At 64.8% G+C, this 16,986-nt stretch carries 21 protein-coding genes; 3 read left to right on the forward strand and 18 right to left on the reverse strand.

The features are described from left to right. Positions 1-60: 60 nt before the first annotated feature. From ACQ3DC_RS10905 to ACQ3DC_RS10925, 5 genes are all read right to left on the reverse strand, one after another. Positions 61-1,002, reverse strand: coding sequence for a hypothetical protein (locus tag ACQ3DC_RS10905; protein ID WP_430752220.1), 942 nt, complete (start codon positions 1,000-1,002; stop codon positions 61-63). Between the two features lie 117 nt (positions 1,003-1,119). Continuing rightward, complete coding sequence (locus ACQ3DC_RS10910; RefSeq protein WP_321215245.1) at positions 1,120-1,413, reverse strand: DUF503 domain-containing protein; 294 nt, start codon at positions 1,411-1,413, stop codon at positions 1,120-1,122. Positions 1,414-1,490: 77 nt separating this feature from the next. Next, entirely contained in the window at positions 1,491-1,808 is a 318-nt protein-coding gene (locus ACQ3DC_RS10915) for a putative quinol monooxygenase (protein ID WP_321215244.1), read from the reverse strand. Beyond that, positions 1,805-2,359, reverse strand: a complete 555-nt coding sequence (locus tag ACQ3DC_RS10920) for a DUF1990 family protein (RefSeq protein ID WP_430752221.1) — start codon at positions 2,357-2,359, stop codon at positions 1,805-1,807. The genes ACQ3DC_RS10915 and ACQ3DC_RS10920 overlap by 4 nt, the downstream gene beginning before the upstream one ends. After that, positions 2,349-2,759, reverse strand: a complete 411-nt coding sequence (locus ACQ3DC_RS10925; protein ID WP_430752222.1) for an MmcQ/YjbR family DNA-binding protein — start codon at positions 2,757-2,759, stop codon at positions 2,349-2,351. Before ACQ3DC_RS10925 ends, ACQ3DC_RS10920 begins: the two co-directional genes overlap by 11 nt. Positions 2,760-2,804: 45 nt before the next feature. On the opposite strand from ACQ3DC_RS10925, the gene ACQ3DC_RS10930 reads away from it, so the two are divergent. After that, positions 2,805-3,833: an isopenicillin N synthase family dioxygenase gene (locus ACQ3DC_RS10930; RefSeq protein WP_430752223.1), complete on the forward strand. Its 1,029-nt coding sequence runs from the start codon at positions 2,805-2,807 to the stop codon at positions 3,831-3,833. A gap of 12 nt (positions 3,834-3,845) precedes the next feature. Here the strand turns inward: ACQ3DC_RS10930 and ACQ3DC_RS10935 are convergent, their stop codons facing one another. The 6 genes from ACQ3DC_RS10935 to ACQ3DC_RS10960 form a co-directional block, all read right to left on the reverse strand. Then, on the reverse strand, positions 3,846-4,271 hold the full coding sequence (locus ACQ3DC_RS10935) for a CoA-binding protein (protein ID WP_157239357.1): 426 nt from the start codon (positions 4,269-4,271) through the stop codon (positions 3,846-3,848). A 60-nt stretch (positions 4,272-4,331) separates the two neighbouring features. After that, on the reverse strand, positions 4,332-5,231 hold the full coding sequence (locus ACQ3DC_RS10940; RefSeq protein WP_430752224.1) for a hypothetical protein: 900 nt from the start codon (positions 5,229-5,231) through the stop codon (positions 4,332-4,334). Further along, positions 5,228-5,779 carry an RNA polymerase sigma factor gene (locus ACQ3DC_RS10945; RefSeq protein ID WP_321216336.1) on the reverse strand — a complete coding sequence of 184 codons (552 nt, stop codon included), beginning with the start codon at positions 5,777-5,779 and terminating at the stop codon, positions 5,228-5,230. Before ACQ3DC_RS10945 ends, ACQ3DC_RS10940 begins: the two co-directional genes overlap by 4 nt. A gap of 305 nt (positions 5,780-6,084) precedes the next feature. Then, entirely contained in the window at positions 6,085-6,438 is a 354-nt protein-coding gene (locus ACQ3DC_RS10950; RefSeq protein ID WP_157239376.1) for a YegP family protein, read from the reverse strand. A gap of 262 nt (positions 6,439-6,700) precedes the next feature. After that, a complete protein-coding gene (locus ACQ3DC_RS10955; RefSeq protein ID WP_157239378.1) occupies positions 6,701-7,990 on the reverse strand; it encodes an adenylosuccinate synthase in 1,290 nt (429 codons plus the stop codon). Between the two features lie 256 nt (positions 7,991-8,246). Then, positions 8,247-9,308, reverse strand: a complete 1,062-nt coding sequence (locus ACQ3DC_RS10960) for a M14 family zinc carboxypeptidase (RefSeq protein ID WP_430752225.1) — start codon at positions 9,306-9,308, stop codon at positions 8,247-8,249. A 360-nt stretch (positions 9,309-9,668) separates the two neighbouring features. Between ACQ3DC_RS10960 and ACQ3DC_RS10965 the strand changes: the two genes are divergently transcribed. Then, on the forward strand, positions 9,669-10,301 hold the full coding sequence (locus ACQ3DC_RS10965) for a uracil-DNA glycosylase (protein WP_157239380.1): 633 nt from the start codon (positions 9,669-9,671) through the stop codon (positions 10,299-10,301). A gap of 151 nt (positions 10,302-10,452) precedes the next feature. Here the strand turns inward: ACQ3DC_RS10965 and ACQ3DC_RS10970 are convergent, their stop codons facing one another. The 3 genes from ACQ3DC_RS10970 to ACQ3DC_RS10980 all read right to left on the reverse strand — a co-directional run bounded on the left by ACQ3DC_RS10970 (position 10,453) and on the right by ACQ3DC_RS10980 (position 12,694). Next, entirely contained in the window at positions 10,453-10,875 is a 423-nt protein-coding gene (locus ACQ3DC_RS10970; protein WP_323057732.1) for a DUF3151 domain-containing protein, read from the reverse strand. Between the two features lie 2 nt (positions 10,876-10,877). Further along, a complete protein-coding gene (gene fbaA, locus ACQ3DC_RS10975) occupies positions 10,878-11,897 on the reverse strand; it encodes a class II fructose-bisphosphate aldolase (protein WP_321215237.1) in 1,020 nt (339 codons plus the stop codon). Positions 11,898-12,034: 137 nt separating this feature from the next. Further along, positions 12,035-12,694 (reverse strand): TrmH family RNA methyltransferase, encoded by a 660-nt coding sequence (locus ACQ3DC_RS10980; RefSeq protein ID WP_157242735.1) that lies wholly within the window; start codon positions 12,692-12,694, stop codon positions 12,035-12,037. Between the two features lie 79 nt (positions 12,695-12,773). Between ACQ3DC_RS10980 and ACQ3DC_RS10985 the strand changes: the two genes are divergently transcribed. Next, positions 12,774-13,604: an HAD-IIA family hydrolase gene (locus ACQ3DC_RS10985; RefSeq protein ID WP_157239385.1), complete on the forward strand. Its 831-nt coding sequence runs from the start codon at positions 12,774-12,776 to the stop codon at positions 13,602-13,604. On the opposite strand, the gene ACQ3DC_RS10990 is transcribed toward ACQ3DC_RS10985, so the two are convergent. The 4 genes from ACQ3DC_RS10990 to pyrE all read right to left on the reverse strand — a co-directional run bounded on the left by ACQ3DC_RS10990 (position 13,601) and on the right by pyrE (position 16,919). Then, positions 13,601-14,641 (reverse strand): alpha/beta fold hydrolase, encoded by a 1,041-nt coding sequence (locus ACQ3DC_RS10990; RefSeq protein WP_321215236.1) that lies wholly within the window; start codon positions 14,639-14,641, stop codon positions 13,601-13,603. The two genes, ACQ3DC_RS10985 and ACQ3DC_RS10990, sit on opposite strands and share 4 nt — an antisense overlap. Before the next feature lie 82 nt (positions 14,642-14,723). Further along, positions 14,724-15,347, reverse strand: coding sequence for a hypothetical protein (locus ACQ3DC_RS10995; protein WP_430752226.1), 624 nt, complete (start codon positions 15,345-15,347; stop codon positions 14,724-14,726). Positions 15,348-15,449: 102 nt separating this feature from the next. After that, positions 15,450-16,217 carry a GAF and ANTAR domain-containing protein gene (locus tag ACQ3DC_RS11000; protein ID WP_157239389.1) on the reverse strand — a complete coding sequence of 256 codons (768 nt, stop codon included), beginning with the start codon at positions 16,215-16,217 and terminating at the stop codon, positions 15,450-15,452. Between the two features lie 117 nt (positions 16,218-16,334). Next, on the reverse strand, positions 16,335-16,919 hold the full coding sequence (pyrE, locus tag ACQ3DC_RS11005) for an orotate phosphoribosyltransferase (protein WP_157239391.1): 585 nt from the start codon (positions 16,917-16,919) through the stop codon (positions 16,335-16,337). Positions 16,920-16,986: the final 67 nt, after the last annotated feature.

A 16,986-nucleotide genomic window follows, 5' to 3' on the forward strand; every position in this document is an offset into this window, starting at 1 on the left:
TCGATTGCTCCGTATTTGTCGTTTTGAACCCTCAGAACGACAAATACGGAGCAGTCGTTTTTAATCGCCTCGACGCCAGCCAGCCTGGATCAACGCCGTCCGGATCTTGGCGACCGCAGGTTTCGCATCGTTGAACATGTGGCGCTTCGAGATCCTTACCTCGGTCCAGCCCAGGGCTGCGTAGCGCTCGGACCGGTCGATGTCCCGCACAATCTGTCCCTCTTCGCCGTGGTGTTCGCCCTCGTATTCGATCCCGATCCGGTACTTCCGGTAGGAGAGATCCGGCTCGTGGTGCCTCATGCCGTCCTCCGAGATGACGGGAACGTTCAGCTCGGGTTCGGGCAGCCCGGCCCGTGCCACGGCCAGCCGAAGCACGGTTTCCTGGGGCGAATCCGAGCCCACCCGGATGAGCTCTATGGCTTCTTTGGCCTTGCGGAGTCCCCGCTTGCCTTTGTGCCGGTTGATCATCCGCTGAAGATCGCCGATGGAACACAACGGCATGTCCCGGCCCTCGAGCTCCGGCCTGGGCACCCGCACACAGCTGTCCCCCATGACCACGAGTTCGTCCACCGTCAGCATCTCCGCCATGTCCAGCCAGGTGCGCTCCGGAGTGGTCACGGGAATTCCATCGACTACCGTCACCTCGTCGCTGTAAAGCTTCATTCTGTGCACGATGACATGCGGCCTGTTAAGGTGGGCCGCACCCTCCGGCCTGATGAGGTGAAACATTTCCGGATTCCCTTTCTGCCGGCGTCGCGGCAGGACCAGGATCTCCGCCGCAGTGAGGTGCGAGGCGGCACATCGCACATTGACCTCAAGGAAGGGCCGCACCCTGGCACTCAAGGGGAGCGCCGCCGTCGTGCGTTCCATGCGGATGCCCCTGCCACGGCGCACCAATGACCCGTGACGCCAGCGCCGCGGGGATACTCCTGCGAGCGCCGCATCTGCAAGGGTGAAGGGGCCGGTCCGGAGTTCGTCCGGCAACGGGCGGGGCGTCTTCATCGGTCCATGAGACCAGAATCGGGGAAAGGCCGCAGAAGTTATCCACACCCCTCATCGACTGCTGAGTACTTGTCGTTTTCGCGCGTGAAAACGACAAGTACTCAGCAGCCGATGGGGTTAGTCCTCGCTGTGGTGGTCACGCTGCCGGGCACTGAGCAGTTCCAACTCGGGCCGGGCTGCCACGAAGCGTTCGACGGCGTCCAGCACCTCAATGAGGTGGGCGCGGTCTGCTGCCACCAGGCCGACGCCCACTTGGGAGCGCCGGTACTGGTCGTGATCACCCACCTCGGCAACCGAGACGTCGAAACGCCTCCTGATCTCGGCAAGCAGCGGCCTGATCACGGAGCGCTTTTCCTTAAGGCTTTGGACGTCGCCCAGGAGGATGTCGAATTCGATCCAGCCGATCCACATGCCTTCATGCTATCGAGTGCTCCGTAACTGCCGTTTAGGAGGGCCAGAACGGCAGGTACGGAGCAATCGATGGAGGTTTAGATGGCGAGCTCGCCCATCTGGTCCCAGCCCTCGCCGTCGAGCTGGCGGCTGATGATCCGGGGTGTTTCGGCAAGCGCCTGGGGCATGTCCGCCATGGCCTGCTTGAAGTGCGGGCTGTTGACGTGGTCTCCGGCGGCGTCGTCCTTGAAGGCCTCCACCAGGACGAACTCGTTGGGGTCCTCCACGCTGCGGGACCAGTCGAACCACAGGTTGCCCGGCTCCTCCCTGGTGGCTTGGGTAAAGTCGGCAACCAGGTCGAGCCACCGCCCGGACCATTCAGGCTTGACCTTGAACTTAACGACAATGAAGATCACGTTGGTGTTCCTTCCGCGGCGAGAGTGCGTGCCCCTTCAATGTACCGGGACGTGACATAGCGCTGCGCCGCGCGCGTGACGATGCCGCCGGCCGCGTAGAACCAGTTGGCAGGTTTGCTGAACGCCCGGATCCGCAGAAACACCTCCCCGCGGGCGCTGATTTCCACCTCGAAGGATTCCTCGCCCCTTGCCGGATGCCCGGGCAGCGTTCCGTACCCGAATCCGGCGGACTGCGGCATGTCCTCCCCGGCCGGTGCCCGGACCCACACCACCTGGCATGGCGCGTCCAGCCGGAAGGGCCCGGCGCCGAAGCCGCTCACCACCCGCGCCCCCGGCACCGCCACGGGGGAATCGGCACGGACGCGGAGCCCTGCCCTCCGCTGCAGCTCCCAGCCCAGGATGCCGTCCGCAATGCGCCGGTACACGGCAAGGCCCGTGCCCACCCTGACCTCCTTCAGCACGGTGGGGTAGCCCGCAGGCGCGGTGCCCTGCTCCGTGCTTCCGATGCCAGGATAGTTGAGCGCTCCGGCCGCCCCGCCCTTACTGCCCATCCGCGCCGTCCAGGCGGGCCCAGCCCAGCTGCTCCTGCTGCTTCCTGGTGAGGCCCGCCACCACCAGGTCATAGGAGTCCTCCACCATGTCCCTGATCATGCCGTCCGGCAATGCCCCGTCCAGCTGCACCCCGTTCCAGTGGGTCTTGTTCATGTGCCAGGCCCCGTTAATTTCAGGGTGCGCGGCGCGGAGCTGAACCGCAAGGCCCGGCTCGCACTTGAGGTTCACGTACCCGTCCTTCGTGTCCATTGAGGAGAGCGCGAAAACCTTGCCCCCGTTCCGGCCGTTGCCGGCAACATCGGCGCGGACTTTGAAGACGGCGGTCTCAGGCCCGAACGGATAATCCTCGTACGCGCCGGGTAAGGAGAGGCAGATTTTCCTCAGAGCGTCCGGGTCCATGGAGGAAGCCTATAAAGCCATCGCGTCCGGTGCTAGTCTGCGAAGATGTCACACGATCAGGGGGCCATACCTGTTCTGGACCTGGCGACGGCGCGGCAGGCCGACGGGTCATTCCACCCGGACTTCATCGAGCAGCTGCGTTATGCCACCCATAACGTGGGCTTCTTCCAGATCACCGGCTACGGTGCGGCCAGCGGGCAGGCTGAACACCTCCTGGACGTCATCAGGCGGTTCTTTGACTTGCCGCTGGAAGAACGCATGAAGCTGGACAACCGGCTTTCGCCACATTTCCGCGGCTACACGCGGATGGGCACCGAAGTGACCCAGGGAAAGGCTGACGCCCGGGAGCAGATCGACTACTCGCCCGAACGGACGCCGGTAGCGGAGTATCCGGTGGACCAGCCGTACTGGCTCCTGCAGGGCCCCAACCTCTGGCCTGACGAATCCTTTCCCGAACTCCGACCCGCCGCCATGGCGTGGGCGGAATTGATGTCCCGGGTGGGGATGGAACTGCTCAAGGCGATCGCCGTTTCCCTGCAGCTTCCGGAGGACTACTTCGACGAGCCGTTCCGGGGGTCGCCGGCCTGGATGGGCAAGCTGGTGCACTACGTGGGAGGAGTGGTGGAGGCCGCCGGCGACCAGGGCGTGGGCTCGCACGCGGACTACGGGTTCGTCACCCTGCTGCTCCAGGACGGCGTGGGCGGGTTGGAGGTCCTGCCGCCCGGAGCCACCGAATGGGTTCCTGTGGAGCCGGTACCCGGAGCGTTGGTGGTGAATCTTGGCGAGATGCTGGAGGTGGCCACGGAAGGGTATCTGGCGGCCACCATCCATCGCGTGCAGGCTCCTCCGCCAGGGGTGGACCGCTATTCCGTGCCCTTTTTCTGGTCGCCGCGGCTTGATGCCGTGATCGATCCTGTCCCGCTGCCACCGGAGCTGAAGGCGGCCGCGAGGGGAATCACCGATGATCCGGCCAATCCCCTGCTGTCGTCATTCGGCCTCAATATGCTCAAGGGCAGGATGCGCGCACACCCGGACGTCACCGAGCGGCACTATCCGGAGTTCATGAAGGGCTGAAATTTTCCCCTGTCAGAGGTTGAACTTCCAGGCCTGCTGGGCCGGGCAGCTGTCCATCACGACGTCCAGCCCCGCCGCCTTGGCCCGCTCCGCCGCAGCCTCATCAATGACTCCCAGCTGCATCCACACTGCTTTTGCTCCCACCGCGATCGCCTGGTCCACCACGGCCCCCACCTTTTGGGAGTTAACAAAGCAGTCGACGACGTCGATGGGCTGCTTTGACGCCGGAATGTCCAGGAGGCTGCGGTACCCGGTTTCGCCGTGGACGGCGTCTCCGGGGAGGTTGACCGGGATGATTTCCATGCCCAGGCGGTCCCTGATGAACAGCGCGGTATCGAAGGCGGCCCGCCACTCGTTGGTGCTGAGGCCAACGATGGCCCAGCGCCCTTTGGTGCGCATCAGGCGTTCAATGACTGCGGGATCGTTAGTGTGGCCCATGGGCCCAGCCTACGCGGAGAAGCAGGCGGCAAGGCCAACACCCCGCCAACCAGGGACCGCTTAGCGAATGAACTTTTCCAGCCACTTGGCCCCCGGCAGGACCTTTGCGACAGTGGAATCAGCGCCTCGCTGTGCTGCTGCCAGCTGCCCGGATTCGGCAAGAATTCCGGATGCAGGGCCAACCCCGCGCCCGGATTCTTCTTCGCCTGCATCCGGTGCGTTGCCAGGGCCGGTGCCCGGGTCCGCCCTGTCCGGCGAAGCAGCATTTGACCCGCCGTTTTGCGTGGCCGCGCCGCCGTTCTTCCCCGCTTCCTTCGCCCCGCCGGGTCCGTTGACGCCGGAAGGTACCCCCGAACCGTTCCGGACCTGCCCGGGCGATTGAGGCGAGGAAACCTGCCCGGATCGCTGTGACTCCAGGGCCAGCGGAGAATCCTCGGCCAGCGGGGCTTCGTTGCCTGCCAGCCCGGCGTCACGCTGCGCAGGGACGTCGGTGCCGTCATCGCGATTGGCCTTCTGAAGGAACCCTGAGGTGGTGGCCTGGGGCGTGCGGATGGTCCAGGACGGCGCCCAGTCCTTGAGCATCTGCTGTATCGAGAGGCTGCCGGAAGGGGCGGAGCCGGCCGGGCTGGCCGCAACAGTACCCACACCCATGCCCATTCCAGCCACGAGCGCCAACCCGACGATCGTCGGACGGTGTGAACGGAGCCGGCGGCGCCTGCTGAGCTCGTCACCCGGGCCGTCCGCTGTGTCATCGCGGCGCCGGTCGGGGGCATCATCCAGTGCCGCATGAACGGGGGCGCCCAGCAGCGCTGCCAGCCGTCCCGATGGAACCGGCACAGGCAGGTCCGCCAACTGGCCTATGGCGAGGAGCGCGCGGCGAAGTTCCGCGTCCTGTGCCAGGCCTGCGTCGAGGAGCATCTCCTCCGCAACGGCGGCGAGGTGACGTGCTTGTGGTTTCATGGCTTCAGGTACTCCTTCACTTCCGCAAGGTCCCGCAGCTTGAGGAGCGCCCGGCGCTGGAGCTGCTTCACGGACCCCTCGCTCCTGCCCATGGCGTCCGCTGCCTGCTCGACGGTAAGTCCGGCCACAAGGCGGAGGGACAGTACGTCGCGCTGGTCCTGCGGCAAGGAATCAAGCAGTCCAAGGACTTCCTGCGGCGAAATACGCTCAAGGGCTTCTGATTCAGCCGACGAATCTTCCCGCTGGTCCAGCTCCGGCTCAAACGGCAGTTTGGCGGGCATCCGGCTTTGGCGCCGGTGGTCGTCCACCATCCTGGCGTGGGCCACCGAAAAAATGAATGTGCGGAGTCCTGCGGCTCCCCCGTGCACAGAGTCGAGGCGCGGCAGGATGGAAAGGAACACTTCCTGCATGGCCGCCTCCGGATCTTCGACTCCCCGGGCTGTCAGGTAGCCCAGGACCTGGGATGCATACGTCCGGTAGACAAGGCTGAAGACGGCTGCCCCGGCGGGCCCGTCCCGCAGGTCCTCGTCTGTCAGGGCATCAGTCACGGACGTAGTGCTTTCAGTCAAAAAGGGGTTCGTGTGAGCGGAGAAGCTGTCCGGCCTGCGTAAGGCCCGGTTCCCCGCACAACTTTACCCCTCAGTAATCACCGTCCGGGACCGCCACGCGTACTCCGCCGGTCCCACAAGGCAGCTGCCCCTGCCCTCGGAAAGTGAAAGAGCCGGCCTGGAACGTGATGGGGGACAAGTTCCAGACCGGCGCTACATAGAGGTAATCGCCCGGAAGGGCGGAAGGGTTACGCGTTTCCGAAAAAACTTTTGGAACTTTTTTCGACGGCGGCCCGGCTGGAGGTTCAGCGGGCTGCTGCCGTGGTCCAGCGCGGCGGGTTTGCCTGCCGGCGGGACCCCTGAACGATGGCAAAAGGGTGCGTCCTGGCCGGGACACGCTGGTCTTCGCAGTCGGGCTGCGGCTTTGCGGGGACCGGTGCCGGCGCCGCGGCGGGGGCGGGCCTGGTGACCGCCCCGGCAGGGCAAAGATCGGTGACCAGTCCGGTGCCCGCGCATTCGCGGACGGCGGAGATTCCGGCCGCGAGGGCGGACTTGTCCTCAAAGGGCCCGGATACGGCCATCACCGTTCCATCCGGGGCCAGAAGCCTGAACCTGAAAAACAACTCTGAGTCAACAAAAGCTTCGAACTTTCCGGCCATGATAAATCCTCCCGGTTTGCGGGATCCTGTCCAGCGACGTCTTTGTCACGAACCGGTCCATGCACATCGCTGCGCCTGTGCCCGCGGGTTTGGTCGAACGAATTGGTGATCGCATCACGTGGTGCTGATAAGTCTGTCGTCCAGGTGCCCCGCCCCACAAGAGCTACCGCGTAAACCCTGTGTAAATTGCCGGACTTTTGGAAAAACAAAAGCGGCGGGCACCCGTGTGGGTGGCCCGCCGCCGTCGTAATTCCTGCCCCGGTCAGTCGTTGATGAGGTCGTTCACCACGATGGTCTGGTCCCGGTCCGGTCCCACGCCGATTGCGGAGAAGCGCGTGCCGGACAGCTTCTCAAGGGCGAGCACGTAGTTGCGCGCGTTTTCCGGCAGGTCAGCCAACGTACGGGCGCCGGTGATGTCCTCGGTCCAGCCCTCGAAGTACTCGAAGATGGGCTTGGCGTGGTGGAATTCGGTCTGCGTCATGGGCATTTCATCGTGCCGGACGCCGTCCACGTCGTAGGCCACGCACACAGGGATCTGCTCGATGCCTGTGAGCACGTCCAGCTTGGTGACAAAGTAGTCCGTGAAGCCGTTGACGCGGGAGGCGTGGCGGGCCAGGACGGCGTCGTACCAGCCGCAGCGGCGGGGACGGCCGGTGTTGACGCCGAACTCGCCGCCTGTCTTCTGCAGGTACATGCCCATCTCGTCAAAGAGTTCCGTGGGGAACGGGCCGGCGCCAACGCGGGTGGTGTACGCCTTGATGATGCCGATGGAGCGGGAGATGCGGGTGGGCCCGATGCCCGAGCCAACGGAGGCGCCTCCTGCCGTGGGGTTGGAGGAGGTGACGAACGGGTACGTCCCGTGGTCCACGTCCAGGAACGTCGCCTGGCCGCCTTCCATCAGGACAACCTTGCCCTCGTCCAACGCCGAGTTCAGGACCAGCGTGCTGTCGATGACCAGCGGGCGGAGCCGTTCGGCGAAGGACAGGAAGTACTCCACGATCTCGTCCACCACCACGCCGCGGCGGTTGTAGACCTTGACCAGGAGTTCATTCTTTTGGCGCAGCGACCCTTCCACCTTCTGGCGGAGGATGGACTCGTCGAAGACGTCCTGCACGCGGATGCCCAGGCGGGCCACCTTGTCCATGTAGGCCGGGCCAATGCCGCGGCCGGTGGTGCCGATGGCACGGCTGCCGAGGAAGCGTTCGGTGACCTTGTCCAGCACCTGGTGGTACGGGGCCACCAGGTGGGCGTTGGCCGAGACGCGGAGCTTGGAGGTATCGGCGCCGCGGGCCTGCAGGCCGTCAATTTCCTGGAAGAGGGCCTCGAGGTTGACCACGCAGCCATTACCGATAATGGGGACTGCGTTGGGGCTGAGAATGCCTGCCGGCAGCAGCTTGAGTTCGTACTTTTCACCGCCTACGACGACGGTGTGCCCGGCGTTGTTGCCGCCGTTTGGCTTGACGACGTAGTCAACACGGCCGCCCAGGAGATCGGTGGCCTTGCCTTTTCCTTCGTCGCCCCACTGGGCTCCTACGATCACAATTGCTGGCATGGGATCCTCCCCCATTCGTTCGGGCTGCCCGGTTGGCCACAGAGTGGCGGTCCTGCGCAGCGCCGTTCATGAGAATGCCCCGAACGTACCGGCCTTCGCTGGTCCGCGGGGCGTTGCAGCGACGCAAGAGTTCCGGGGCTCTTACCACCCAAGTTTAGCCGATGAGGGACTTTGTCCACTCGTTGGCCGCCGCGGTCCTTCCTGCAGGGTAAAAGGCTCCTGCGTAAGGACCGCGGCGGACTGTCAGCGTGGGCTGCTACTCGTCGTCTGCTTCCTCTCCCGGGCGGGAGGCCTGGGTGGCGAGGCTGTCCCAGAAGGAGGTGTCGGCGTCGGCAATTGAACCGTCAGCAATGGCGGCGGCGGTGGCGGTCAGCGTGGTCACGGTCTGCTTGATCAGGTAGCCGTTGCTCCGGAGCCCCAGGGCGTAGCCGTCCAGGTAGTGGTCGGACATGCCGCGCATCTCGAACAGGAGCGTTGCGATCCCGTATTCCACTGCGATGCCGTTGCGGCTGATGGTTTCAGCGCTGCCGCCCACGTACTTGCCCAGGTGGCCCCAGCCGGTGGAATCAACGTTGTGGAACACCACGGCACCCAACTGCTTGGACTTTTCCACCACGGCCGGATCAGCGTTGGGGGTGGTGGGGTACAGGATGGACCCCGACACCAGTTCACCGTCCCGCTGGCTGCGTGTGCCCTGGTGGTGCAGGTCGATCATGTAGTCCACGTTGTACTTGCGCATCACGTTGTTGTGCAGCGCCTGGGTCTCAGGCTGGACCTTGGCCACGTGGTCCCGGTTGAGGTCAACCTCCTCCGCGTTGTAGCGGGTCATGTTCCGGTCGCCCTTCGCCAGGTAGTCGTCCAGCGGGAAGTTCACATCGCCCATGGCGCCGTCCGCATTCAGCATGGGCACGATGAGGATGTTCACTCCGTCCAGGACATCCTGGGATTTGCCGGTGCCAAGGTGCTTGACGAACTCCAGCGCACCTTCGGTGGTGAGCTGCTCGTTGCCGTGCTGCTGCGTCAGGTAGAGGATGGTGGGCTTGGCCGGGTCCGAAATGTACTTGACCAGGTGGATGTCCCGGCCCTTCACCGTTTGGCCGATGACTTCCAGCTCCATGGCGGACTGGCGGGCGTCCTGGTCTTTGAGGAACGAGACCATTTGGTCGTAGGTGGCAAGCTTCGATGTGGTGATCTGGCCGTTGCCGTCATAGTTGGGCCCCTCTCCGACGGCGAGCGCGGGTGCGGGCGCAGCTAGTGCCGCCAGGGCCAGGGCTCCCGATGCTGCCAGGGTCCTGAAAGTTGCCAGGGTATTTCTCACGGTGCGGTACCTCTTCCGGTGCAGGTGGGGTGCGACCAGCCCGCCATGTCCCCCATCACGGGCTGTGACAAAAGCCAACCAACCTGGATGAATCCTGTCAATGGATGTGACTGGATCCTGCAGGCAGTTATTACGTTCCGAAAAGAACGGCGTCCGGAGCCATCGCGGGCGGCTTTGGCCAACTGCCAATGAGTATTGGCTCGACGCGACCGGCGTTTCGTTTGCCTGGGCTTGCTAAACTGGTAAAGGCCGACCAGGAATCGGCCCACCCCAATTAACCGCCGTTGATGAGCTGTGCCACCGTGCGCCCATTTTCGCCGGCGGAAGCACCATCAATCCCCGCAGGAGATCAAGCACTTCATGACAGCCCTGGCACCCGAATCCTTCCATGAGCAACTCCTGAGCCGCCGCTACGAACCCAACGTTGCTGCCGTCAACGAACTGTGCGATTCCCTGCAGGATGCCAAGCCCGGCACCGTGGTGCCCTACGTCGATCCCATGCACGATGTGGACGAGTGCCGCATCATCAGCCTGTACTCGAACATCGGCGAGGCAGACAAGTCCGGTTTCATCACCCCCGGGGACGAGGACGCCGCCACCCGGATGCTGGGTATCCAGTGGAAGCTGGGCCTGCGTCCCGAGTTCGTGATGCCGTGGAACGTCCACCCGTGGCACATCCCGGGCGAGGCGAACGGCAAATTCACCCCGGACCAGATCTCGGCAGGCCTTAAGCCGCTGCTGAAGTTCCTGGCGGTGGTTCCCCGTGCGTCGGTCATCGTTGCCCACGGCACGGAAGCCAACCGCCTGGCCAACCTGCTCCTGAAAACCGAAGTCCCGCTGCTCTGGCGCCGCGGCCTGAAGACGTACAAGGTGCGCTCCCTCAGCGGCCGCGCCTTCGCCGGTTCACCTGCCCGCCAGGAGGAGTACCTCGAGGACATGCGGGTCGCCTACGCGGACGCGATGGCGCGGACAGGGCTGCAAAAGGCAAGCTAATCCGGCTCCGGACCCTTAAGCCGAACGACGGCGGGCGGCCACTTTTCTCGAAAAGGTGACCGCCCGCCGTCGTTCGTTAAACCAATGCGGGGTCGCTAAACGCCGTCTCCGAGTCCCGGAAAGGGCGGTAAGTGACCCCGCGTCGCTGTTGCTAGGAGGCTTCGATGGCCGCCTTGGCCGCCGGGTCGGAATCGTTGAGGAACTTCTCGATCCGTTCCGGCTCCTCCGCTTCGCCAATCGCAGCCGAGGCGCGGCCGAGCGAGTACAGTGCCCGCAGGAAACCCCGGTTGGGTTCGTGCTCCCAGGGAATGGGACCGACGCCCCGCCAGCCGTTGCGGCGCAGCGAGTCCAAGCCGCGGTGGTAGCCCACGCGCGAGTAGGCGTAGGAATCGATGGTCCGTCCTTCTGCCCAGGCCTCTTCCGCCAGCACTGCCCACAACAGCGAGGATGTGGGGTGCTTGGCCACCAGGTCCAGGGCTTCCTGGCCCGCTTCGAGCTGCTGGTAGACCTCAGTCTCGGCAGGCAGGAGCGTGGGCTCGGGGCCCATCAGGTTCCTACGGAACTCATCGGACATTCCTAGAAGGTCTTTCCGGCGGAACCGAGCTGCTTGGTGGCTTCCACAACGCGGGCCGCCAGTCCTGCTTCGGCGGCTGCGCCCCAGACGCGGGGATCGTAGGTCTTCTTGTTGCCCACTTCGCCGTCAACCTTCAGGACGCCGTCGTAGTTCTTGAACATGTGGTGTGCCACGGGACGCGTGTAGGCGTACTGGGTGTCGGTGTCGATGTTCATCTTGATGGTGCCGTAGGAGACGGCGTCCGCGATTTCCTGGTCCGAGGAGCCGGAACCGCCGTGGAAGACGAGGTCAAACGGGTTGTCCTTGCCGATCTTGGCGCCCACCTGGGCCTGGATGTCCTTGAGGATCTCCGGGCGGAGCTTGACGCCGCCGGGCTTGTAGACGCCGTGGACGTTGCCGAAGGTCAGTGCGGTGATGTAGCGGCCGTTCTCGCCGGCGCCCAATGCCTCAACGGTGGCCAGGGCGTCCTCGACGGTGGTGTAGAGCTTTTCGTTGATCTCGTTCTCAACACCGTCCTCTTCGCCGCCCACGGTGCCGATCTCCACCTCGAGGATCATCTTGGCGGCAGCAGTGCGCTCCAGCAGTTCCCGTGCGATGCGCAGGTTCTCCTGCAGGGTCTCGGCGGAGCCGTCCCACATGTGCGAGTTGAACAGCGGGTTACGGCCGGCCTTGACCTCAGCCTCGGAAGCGGCCAGCAGGGGCAGGACAAAGCCGTCCAGCTTGTCCTTCGGGCAGTGGTCGGTGTGCAGCGCGATGTTCACGCCGTAGTTCTTCGCCACTTCGCGGGCGAACGCCGCGAAGCCCAGCGAACCGGCAACCATGTCCTTGGTGGACGCGCCGGACCAGTAAGCCGCACCGCCGGTGGAAACCTGGACAATGCCGTCGGACTCAGCTTCGGCGAAGCCGCGGAGGGCGGCGTTCAGCGTCTGCGAGGACGTCACGTTCACGGCCGGGAATGCGAAGCCGCCCGCCTTTGCGCGGTCGATCATCTCGGAGTAGATCTCTGGGGTTGCAATGGGCATGCTGACTCCTATGCTGAGGTTCGTCTTTGGGTTGGTAACCCTGGAGTACCGCTTACGGCTAGCACCATCCTAGTCATTTCCGTGCAGCCTGTGCTCCCGGTTACGCCCGCATCCCAAACCCGCAAGCCCGGCGCAAGCTACACGTGCTGGTTGAACACGTGCCGGCGCACCCAGGCGTGCATGGCGATGGCCGCGGCAGAGGCTGCGTTGATGGACCGGGTGGAGCCGAACTGCTCGATGGACAGGGTGGCCACGGCAGCCTCGTGGACCTCCGGCGTCAGCCCGGGTCCTTCCTGGCCGAACACCAGGACGCAGTCCCTGGGCAATTCATACGTCTCCAGCGGCACGGAGTCCGGGAAAATGTCGATCCCGATAATCGCCAGCCCCTCCCCCTGCGCCCAGGCCACGAAGTCCGCCACAGTGGGGTGGTGCCGGACGTGCTGGTAGCGGTCGGTGACCATGGCGCCCCGCCGGTTCCACCGGCGTCGTCCGATGATGTGCACTTCCTTGGCGAGGAACGCGTTGGCCGTCCGCACCACGGTGCCGATGTTGAGGTCGTGCTGCCAGTTCTCGATGGCGACGTGGAAGTTGTGGCGCCTGGAGTCCAGCTCCGCCACAATCGCCTCGTGCTTCCAGTAGCGGTACTTGTCCAGGACGTTGCGGCGGTCGCCGTCGGCGAGGAGATCGGGGTCCCAGTGGTCGCCTTCGGGCAGTTCGCCTTCCCAGGGCCCGACGCCGACCTCCGCCTTTTCAGGGGCAGCCTCCTCAGGTTCGGGCTGCTGGGGGTCGGACGTCATGCCGGGCGTTTGGTTCACCCCTCAACACTAGACTGGACCTTTCGGGCTTTCATCACAGGCATCACACGCGGAGGTAGGCATGGCAGACGAGGACAAGGTCAAAGGATCACCGGCGGTATACCGCAGCGGCCAGGAGATTGAATGCTGGCTGACGGACATGGACGGCGTGCTGGTCCACGAGAACCAGCCGATCCCCGGCGCCGCTGAGCTTATCCAGCGCTGGGTGGACACCTCCAAGCGCTTCCTGGTGCTGACCAATAACTCCATCTTCACCCCGCGCGACCTTGCTGCGCGCCTGCGCTCCTCCGGCCTCGAAATCCCCGAGGAGAACATCTGGACCTCCGCCCTGGCCACCGCGCAGTTCCTCAAGGACCAGGTGCGGGGCTCGGAATCCGGAAACCGCGCCTACACCATCGGCGAGGCAGGACTGACGACGGCGCTGCACGAGGCAGGCTTTATCCTCACGGACCAGAACCCGGACTTCGTGGTGCTCGGCGAGACGCGCACGTACTCTTTTGAAGCCATCACCATGGCCATCCGCCTGATCCTCGCGGGCGCCCGGTTCATCGCCACCAACCCGGACGCAACCGGCCCTTCCAAAGACGGCCCCATGCCTGCCACCGGAGCCATCGCGGCCCTGATCACCAAGGCCACCGGACGTGAGCCGTACATCGTGGGCAAGCCGAACCCCATGATGTTCCGTTCGGCGATGAACCAGATCGACGCCCACTCCGAGACCACCGCCATGATCGGGGACCGGATGGACACGGACATCATCGCGGGCATGGAGGCGGGGCTCCACACCGTCCTGGTCCTCAGCGGCATCACCCACAAGGACGACATCGCTGCCTACCCCTTCCGGCCGAACCAGATCCTGAACTCCGTGGCGGACCTGAAGAACCAGATCTAGAACACCGTCACCCGGGAGCCGCCGCGCGGCAGCGGGAAGTGCTCATCCAGCAGTTCTTCCAGGATGGGCCGGTAGACGCCGGGGTTCCAGCCCGGGCTCGCATGGGCCGGCCTGGCGCCCTCTGTCTGCAGGGAGCTTGACACCATGTTCGCCTTGAAAGCTACGGCCCAGGCCTCCACGGCCGTCTGGTACCGGACGGTGCGGTCGCTGGGGTTGCCGATGTAGGCCATCTTGGCGCCGCCCAGTTTGTCCGCGAACCGGCTGCCCTCGAAGTGGTAGATGTACGCCGACTCGGACTGGATGAGCACGCTGGACGGGGCGATCGGCGACAGCTGCTCCAGGGTCTGGTCAAGGATCTGGCGCCAGCTCCGTTCGTCCTTATGGATGACCCGCTCCCCCAGCTCGTAGCCGCCGCGGAGGGTGGACGGGAACCGGAAACCGCGCTCATAAAGGAACACGACGCCGTCGAACCAGCTCTGGTCCAGGACGTCATGCTTGCTGTAGGGGCTGGAATCGAGAACGATGAACTGCACCTCCACGCCATGGATCTCCCGCAGGCGCGCGGCCACCTGGGTGGCCACCATCCCGCCGAAGCTGTGGCCGTAGAAGAACAACTTGGTGAGCTTCTGCGCCCGGACATGTTCGATGACCGCAATCACGATCTCGTCAATGTCCAGGCCCTGGTTGGAATACCCGACGGCGGCAAGCCGTGCGCGCTTGTTCAGCGCGCCGCGGAGGGAGTTGAGGATCCACTGGGCTTCTTCCCAACTCGTCTTATAGCCGGGAAAAAGGAACCAACTGGCATCGCGGTAGTAGAGATCGGCGAAGCCGTCATCAACGGGCAGGATCCTATTGGTCCGGCGCTGTGACTGCACCTGGCGGGTCAGCAGCATGTCCGCAGCGAGCAGTCCCGACGCACCGGCTCCCGACAGGAACCCGCGCCGGGAAAACTGTTTGAGGGCAGCACCTTCCGCCAGCAGCCGGGCCCCCGGAACCCCGGGCCGGTCCTGCGGACTTACCTCCCCCTCATACGGCACGCCTCTACCGTAGGCACACCTGAAGTTACCGCCGCAAGACGGCGCCCGTAACCATTGAGTGACGCCATGCAGCCAGCGGCGCTCAGCTGGCCGCCTGCCCCTCCGAGGCTGGAAGTGCTGCGCCGGAATCCTCCTGGCGTCGCCGCAGCTCTTCTCCGATGTCGTTGTAGCGGCCCAGCAGGTCCGAACCCGGGAACGCTTTCGGGCTGTCCAGCAGGGCAAAGATGGAGTCACTCGCGGTCAGCAGTTCCGCTTCCGAATACTCTTCCAAGGGCCGGCCGCACAACTCTTCCAGGCGGCCGACGGGCACCAGCGGAAACTCCTCGGCAAGGTCCTCGGCGTCCCCGCACCCGTCGGCCAGCCCTTCGATGAGTGCAAGCTCGGGTCCATCTGGATCGTTGCCCCCGGCCCGATCCCCGCTGCCACGGGAGACATCCAGGGAAACGCCGTCGCCGTAGATTCCAGGCAGCGTACCGGTGTCAATGGCATTCAGGTCGCTCCGCAGGCCGGCGAGGGCGGCGGACTCCACCAGCTCAGCCCCGGAAAGGTCAACGTGGATGTGGGAGCGGATGCCCATCCGCCTGATCCGTCGAATAATGTGGGCAAGTTCGGGCCGGGAGCCTTGATTCAGGCTTCCCCGGACACCGATCCGGACAATGTCGCCGGGGACATCGAGGTTAATAAAGGCATTTAGGGCGCGGTCCATAGGTACTCCAAAAGAGGTGTCTATGGCCGACGGCTCAACCTCGGTAAGCGTAACCTCCCCCGAAGCCCCGCACAACCCGTCAGTAACAAGGAAGGGAGCCTGCTATGCGCTCTGGTCCGCCTGGACTTTCCCCGGTTCCTGGAAGTGGGTCCGGGTGCCGGCACCGCCAACCGAATCAACCAAGGACTTGGCAATGTCCCTCAGCTTGGTGTTCGTGTTGCTGGACGCCTCTGTCAGGATGGCGACTGCAGCCTCCTGGCTGCACCTGTTCTGGGCCATCACAATGCCGATCGCGATGTCGATGATGGTGCGGGACTCCAGGGTGGCCCGGAGGTTTGCCGCGCTGTCGGTGTGAAGCGAGAAGCGTACGGCCAGCCGCAGCGCCTGGGAGATCTCCCGGGTGAATTCACGCGCCCTGGCAGTGGCACGCTCATCGAACTTGTGCGGGGCATCGGAGTACAGGTTCAGGGCCGCCTTCGCTTCCCCCTGCAGGTTGAAAGGCAGGGACAGCACGGACCGGAGGCCGTGGGAGGCCACGGCTGTTGCGTAGTCAGGGCCCCAGCGGTTCTCCTCGAACAGGTCCGGAACGTGGACTTCGCGCTCCTCCTGGGCGGCGGTGAGGCACGGTCCCTGCGAGAGCGAATACTGGATCTGGTCCACTTCCCGGGCCGAATCGCTGCTCCAGCCGATGGTGGCAGCCTTGCGGTCGCGGAGCAGCGTGATGCCGCAGAGCGCGTCGTCGCCGTCGCCGGCCATCTGGTGCGCGGAAAAGCGGGCGAGCTCGTTGAGGAAGTCCTCGAAGTCGGCACTCTCCAGGATCAGGTTCTGGACCTGGTCGGTGGTGCTCAAAGGCTGTTCAGGGGGGAGCATGGTGCACGTTCTCCGTACGGGATAGAGGGTTACCGCAAATGATAGAGCAGCCCCACGGCCCGGTCCACACCGCGGGCGGCCCAAGGCCGGCCCGCGAGGCGAACGTAACGGGAAAGGCTAGGAAAGCCCCAGCTCATCCTTGCCGAAGGCGAACAGGTAAGGCACACCGGTTTCCGCTTCGATCTTTTCCTTGGCGCCCGTATCACGGTCCACGATGACGGCCACAGCCACCACGTTGCCGCCAGCCTTCCGGACGCCCTCCACGGCCGTCAGGGCCGAGCCGCCGGTAGTGGATGTGTCCTCCAGGACCAGCACTTTCCGCCCTTCAACCGACGGGCCCTCCACCTGCCGGCCCATGCCATAGGACTTCTGCGCCTTGCGGACCACAAACGCGTCGACGGTCCGACCTGCGTCCGCTGCAGCGTGCATGACCGCGGTACCCACCGGGTCCGCGCCCATGGTGAGTCCGCCGGCGCACTCAAAGTCGATCCCGGCGTCGTCCGCCAGGGCCAGCATCACCTGGCCAACCAGCTTGGAGGCCTCGTGGTGCAGCGTGATGCGGCGCAGGTCGATGTAGTAGTCAGCCTCGGCTCCGCTGGAGAGGATCACCTTGCCGCGGACCACGGCGAGTTCCTTGATCAGTTCCAGCAGTCGGGCGCGGGCGGCTGCAGTATCCACTGCAGTGTCACTGGGGGAAGTCATGGACTCCAGTTTAGTGGGGGCGGCCCGGTGTGGATGCTTGAGCGTTGTTGACACTGCTGGCTAGGCT

This window comes from Paenarthrobacter sp. NEAU-H11 (assembly GCF_050573415.1).
Classification (GTDB): domain Bacteria; phylum Actinomycetota; class Actinomycetes; order Actinomycetales; family Micrococcaceae; genus Arthrobacter.

Excerpts from the sequence above, each read along its gene's own strand:
- ACQ3DC_RS10905 (WP_430752220.1), bottom strand. The coding sequence starts at position 1,002 with ATGAAGACGCCCCGCCCGTTGCCGGACGAACTCCGGACCGGCCCCTTC.
- ACQ3DC_RS10965 (WP_157239380.1), top strand. The coding sequence starts at position 9,669 with ATGACAGCCCTGGCACCCGAATCCTTCCATGAGCAACTCCTGAGCCGC.
- pyrE (WP_157239391.1), bottom strand. The coding sequence starts at position 16,919 with ATGACTTCCCCCAGTGACACTGCAGTGGATACTGCAGCCGCCCGCGCC.
- ACQ3DC_RS10930 (WP_430752223.1), top strand. The coding sequence starts at position 2,805 with ATGTCACACGATCAGGGGGCCATACCTGTTCTGGACCTGGCGACGGCG.
- ACQ3DC_RS10985 (WP_157239385.1), top strand. The coding sequence starts at position 12,774 with ATGGCAGACGAGGACAAGGTCAAAGGATCACCGGCGGTATACCGCAGC.
- ACQ3DC_RS10995 (WP_430752226.1), bottom strand. The coding sequence starts at position 15,347 with ATGGACCGCGCCCTAAATGCCTTTATTAACCTCGATGTCCCCGGCGAC.
- fbaA (WP_321215237.1), bottom strand. The coding sequence starts at position 11,897 with ATGCCCATTGCAACCCCAGAGATCTACTCCGAGATGATCGACCGCGCA.
- ACQ3DC_RS10980 (WP_157242735.1), bottom strand. The coding sequence starts at position 12,694 with ATGACGTCCGACCCCCAGCAGCCCGAACCTGAGGAGGCTGCCCCTGAA.
- ACQ3DC_RS10920 (WP_430752221.1), bottom strand. The coding sequence starts at position 2,359 with ATGGGCAGTAAGGGCGGGGCGGCCGGAGCGCTCAACTATCCTGGCATC.
- ACQ3DC_RS11000 (WP_157239389.1), bottom strand. The coding sequence starts at position 16,217 with ATGCTCCCCCCTGAACAGCCTTTGAGCACCACCGACCAGGTCCAGAAC.
- ACQ3DC_RS10955 (WP_157239378.1), bottom strand. The coding sequence starts at position 7,990 with ATGCCAGCAATTGTGATCGTAGGAGCCCAGTGGGGCGACGAAGGAAAA.
- ACQ3DC_RS10950 (WP_157239376.1), bottom strand. The coding sequence starts at position 6,438 with ATGGCCGGAAAGTTCGAAGCTTTTGTTGACTCAGAGTTGTTTTTCAGG.
- ACQ3DC_RS10910 (WP_321215245.1), bottom strand. The coding sequence starts at position 1,413 with ATGTGGATCGGCTGGATCGAATTCGACATCCTCCTGGGCGACGTCCAA.
- ACQ3DC_RS10970 (WP_323057732.1), bottom strand. The coding sequence starts at position 10,875 with ATGTCCGATGAGTTCCGTAGGAACCTGATGGGCCCCGAGCCCACGCTC.
- ACQ3DC_RS10940 (WP_430752224.1), bottom strand. The coding sequence starts at position 5,231 with ATGAAACCACAAGCACGTCACCTCGCCGCCGTTGCGGAGGAGATGCTC.
- ACQ3DC_RS10925 (WP_430752222.1), bottom strand. The coding sequence starts at position 2,759 with ATGGACCCGGACGCTCTGAGGAAAATCTGCCTCTCCTTACCCGGCGCG.
- ACQ3DC_RS10935 (WP_157239357.1), bottom strand. The coding sequence starts at position 4,271 with ATGGGCCACACTAACGATCCCGCAGTCATTGAACGCCTGATGCGCACC.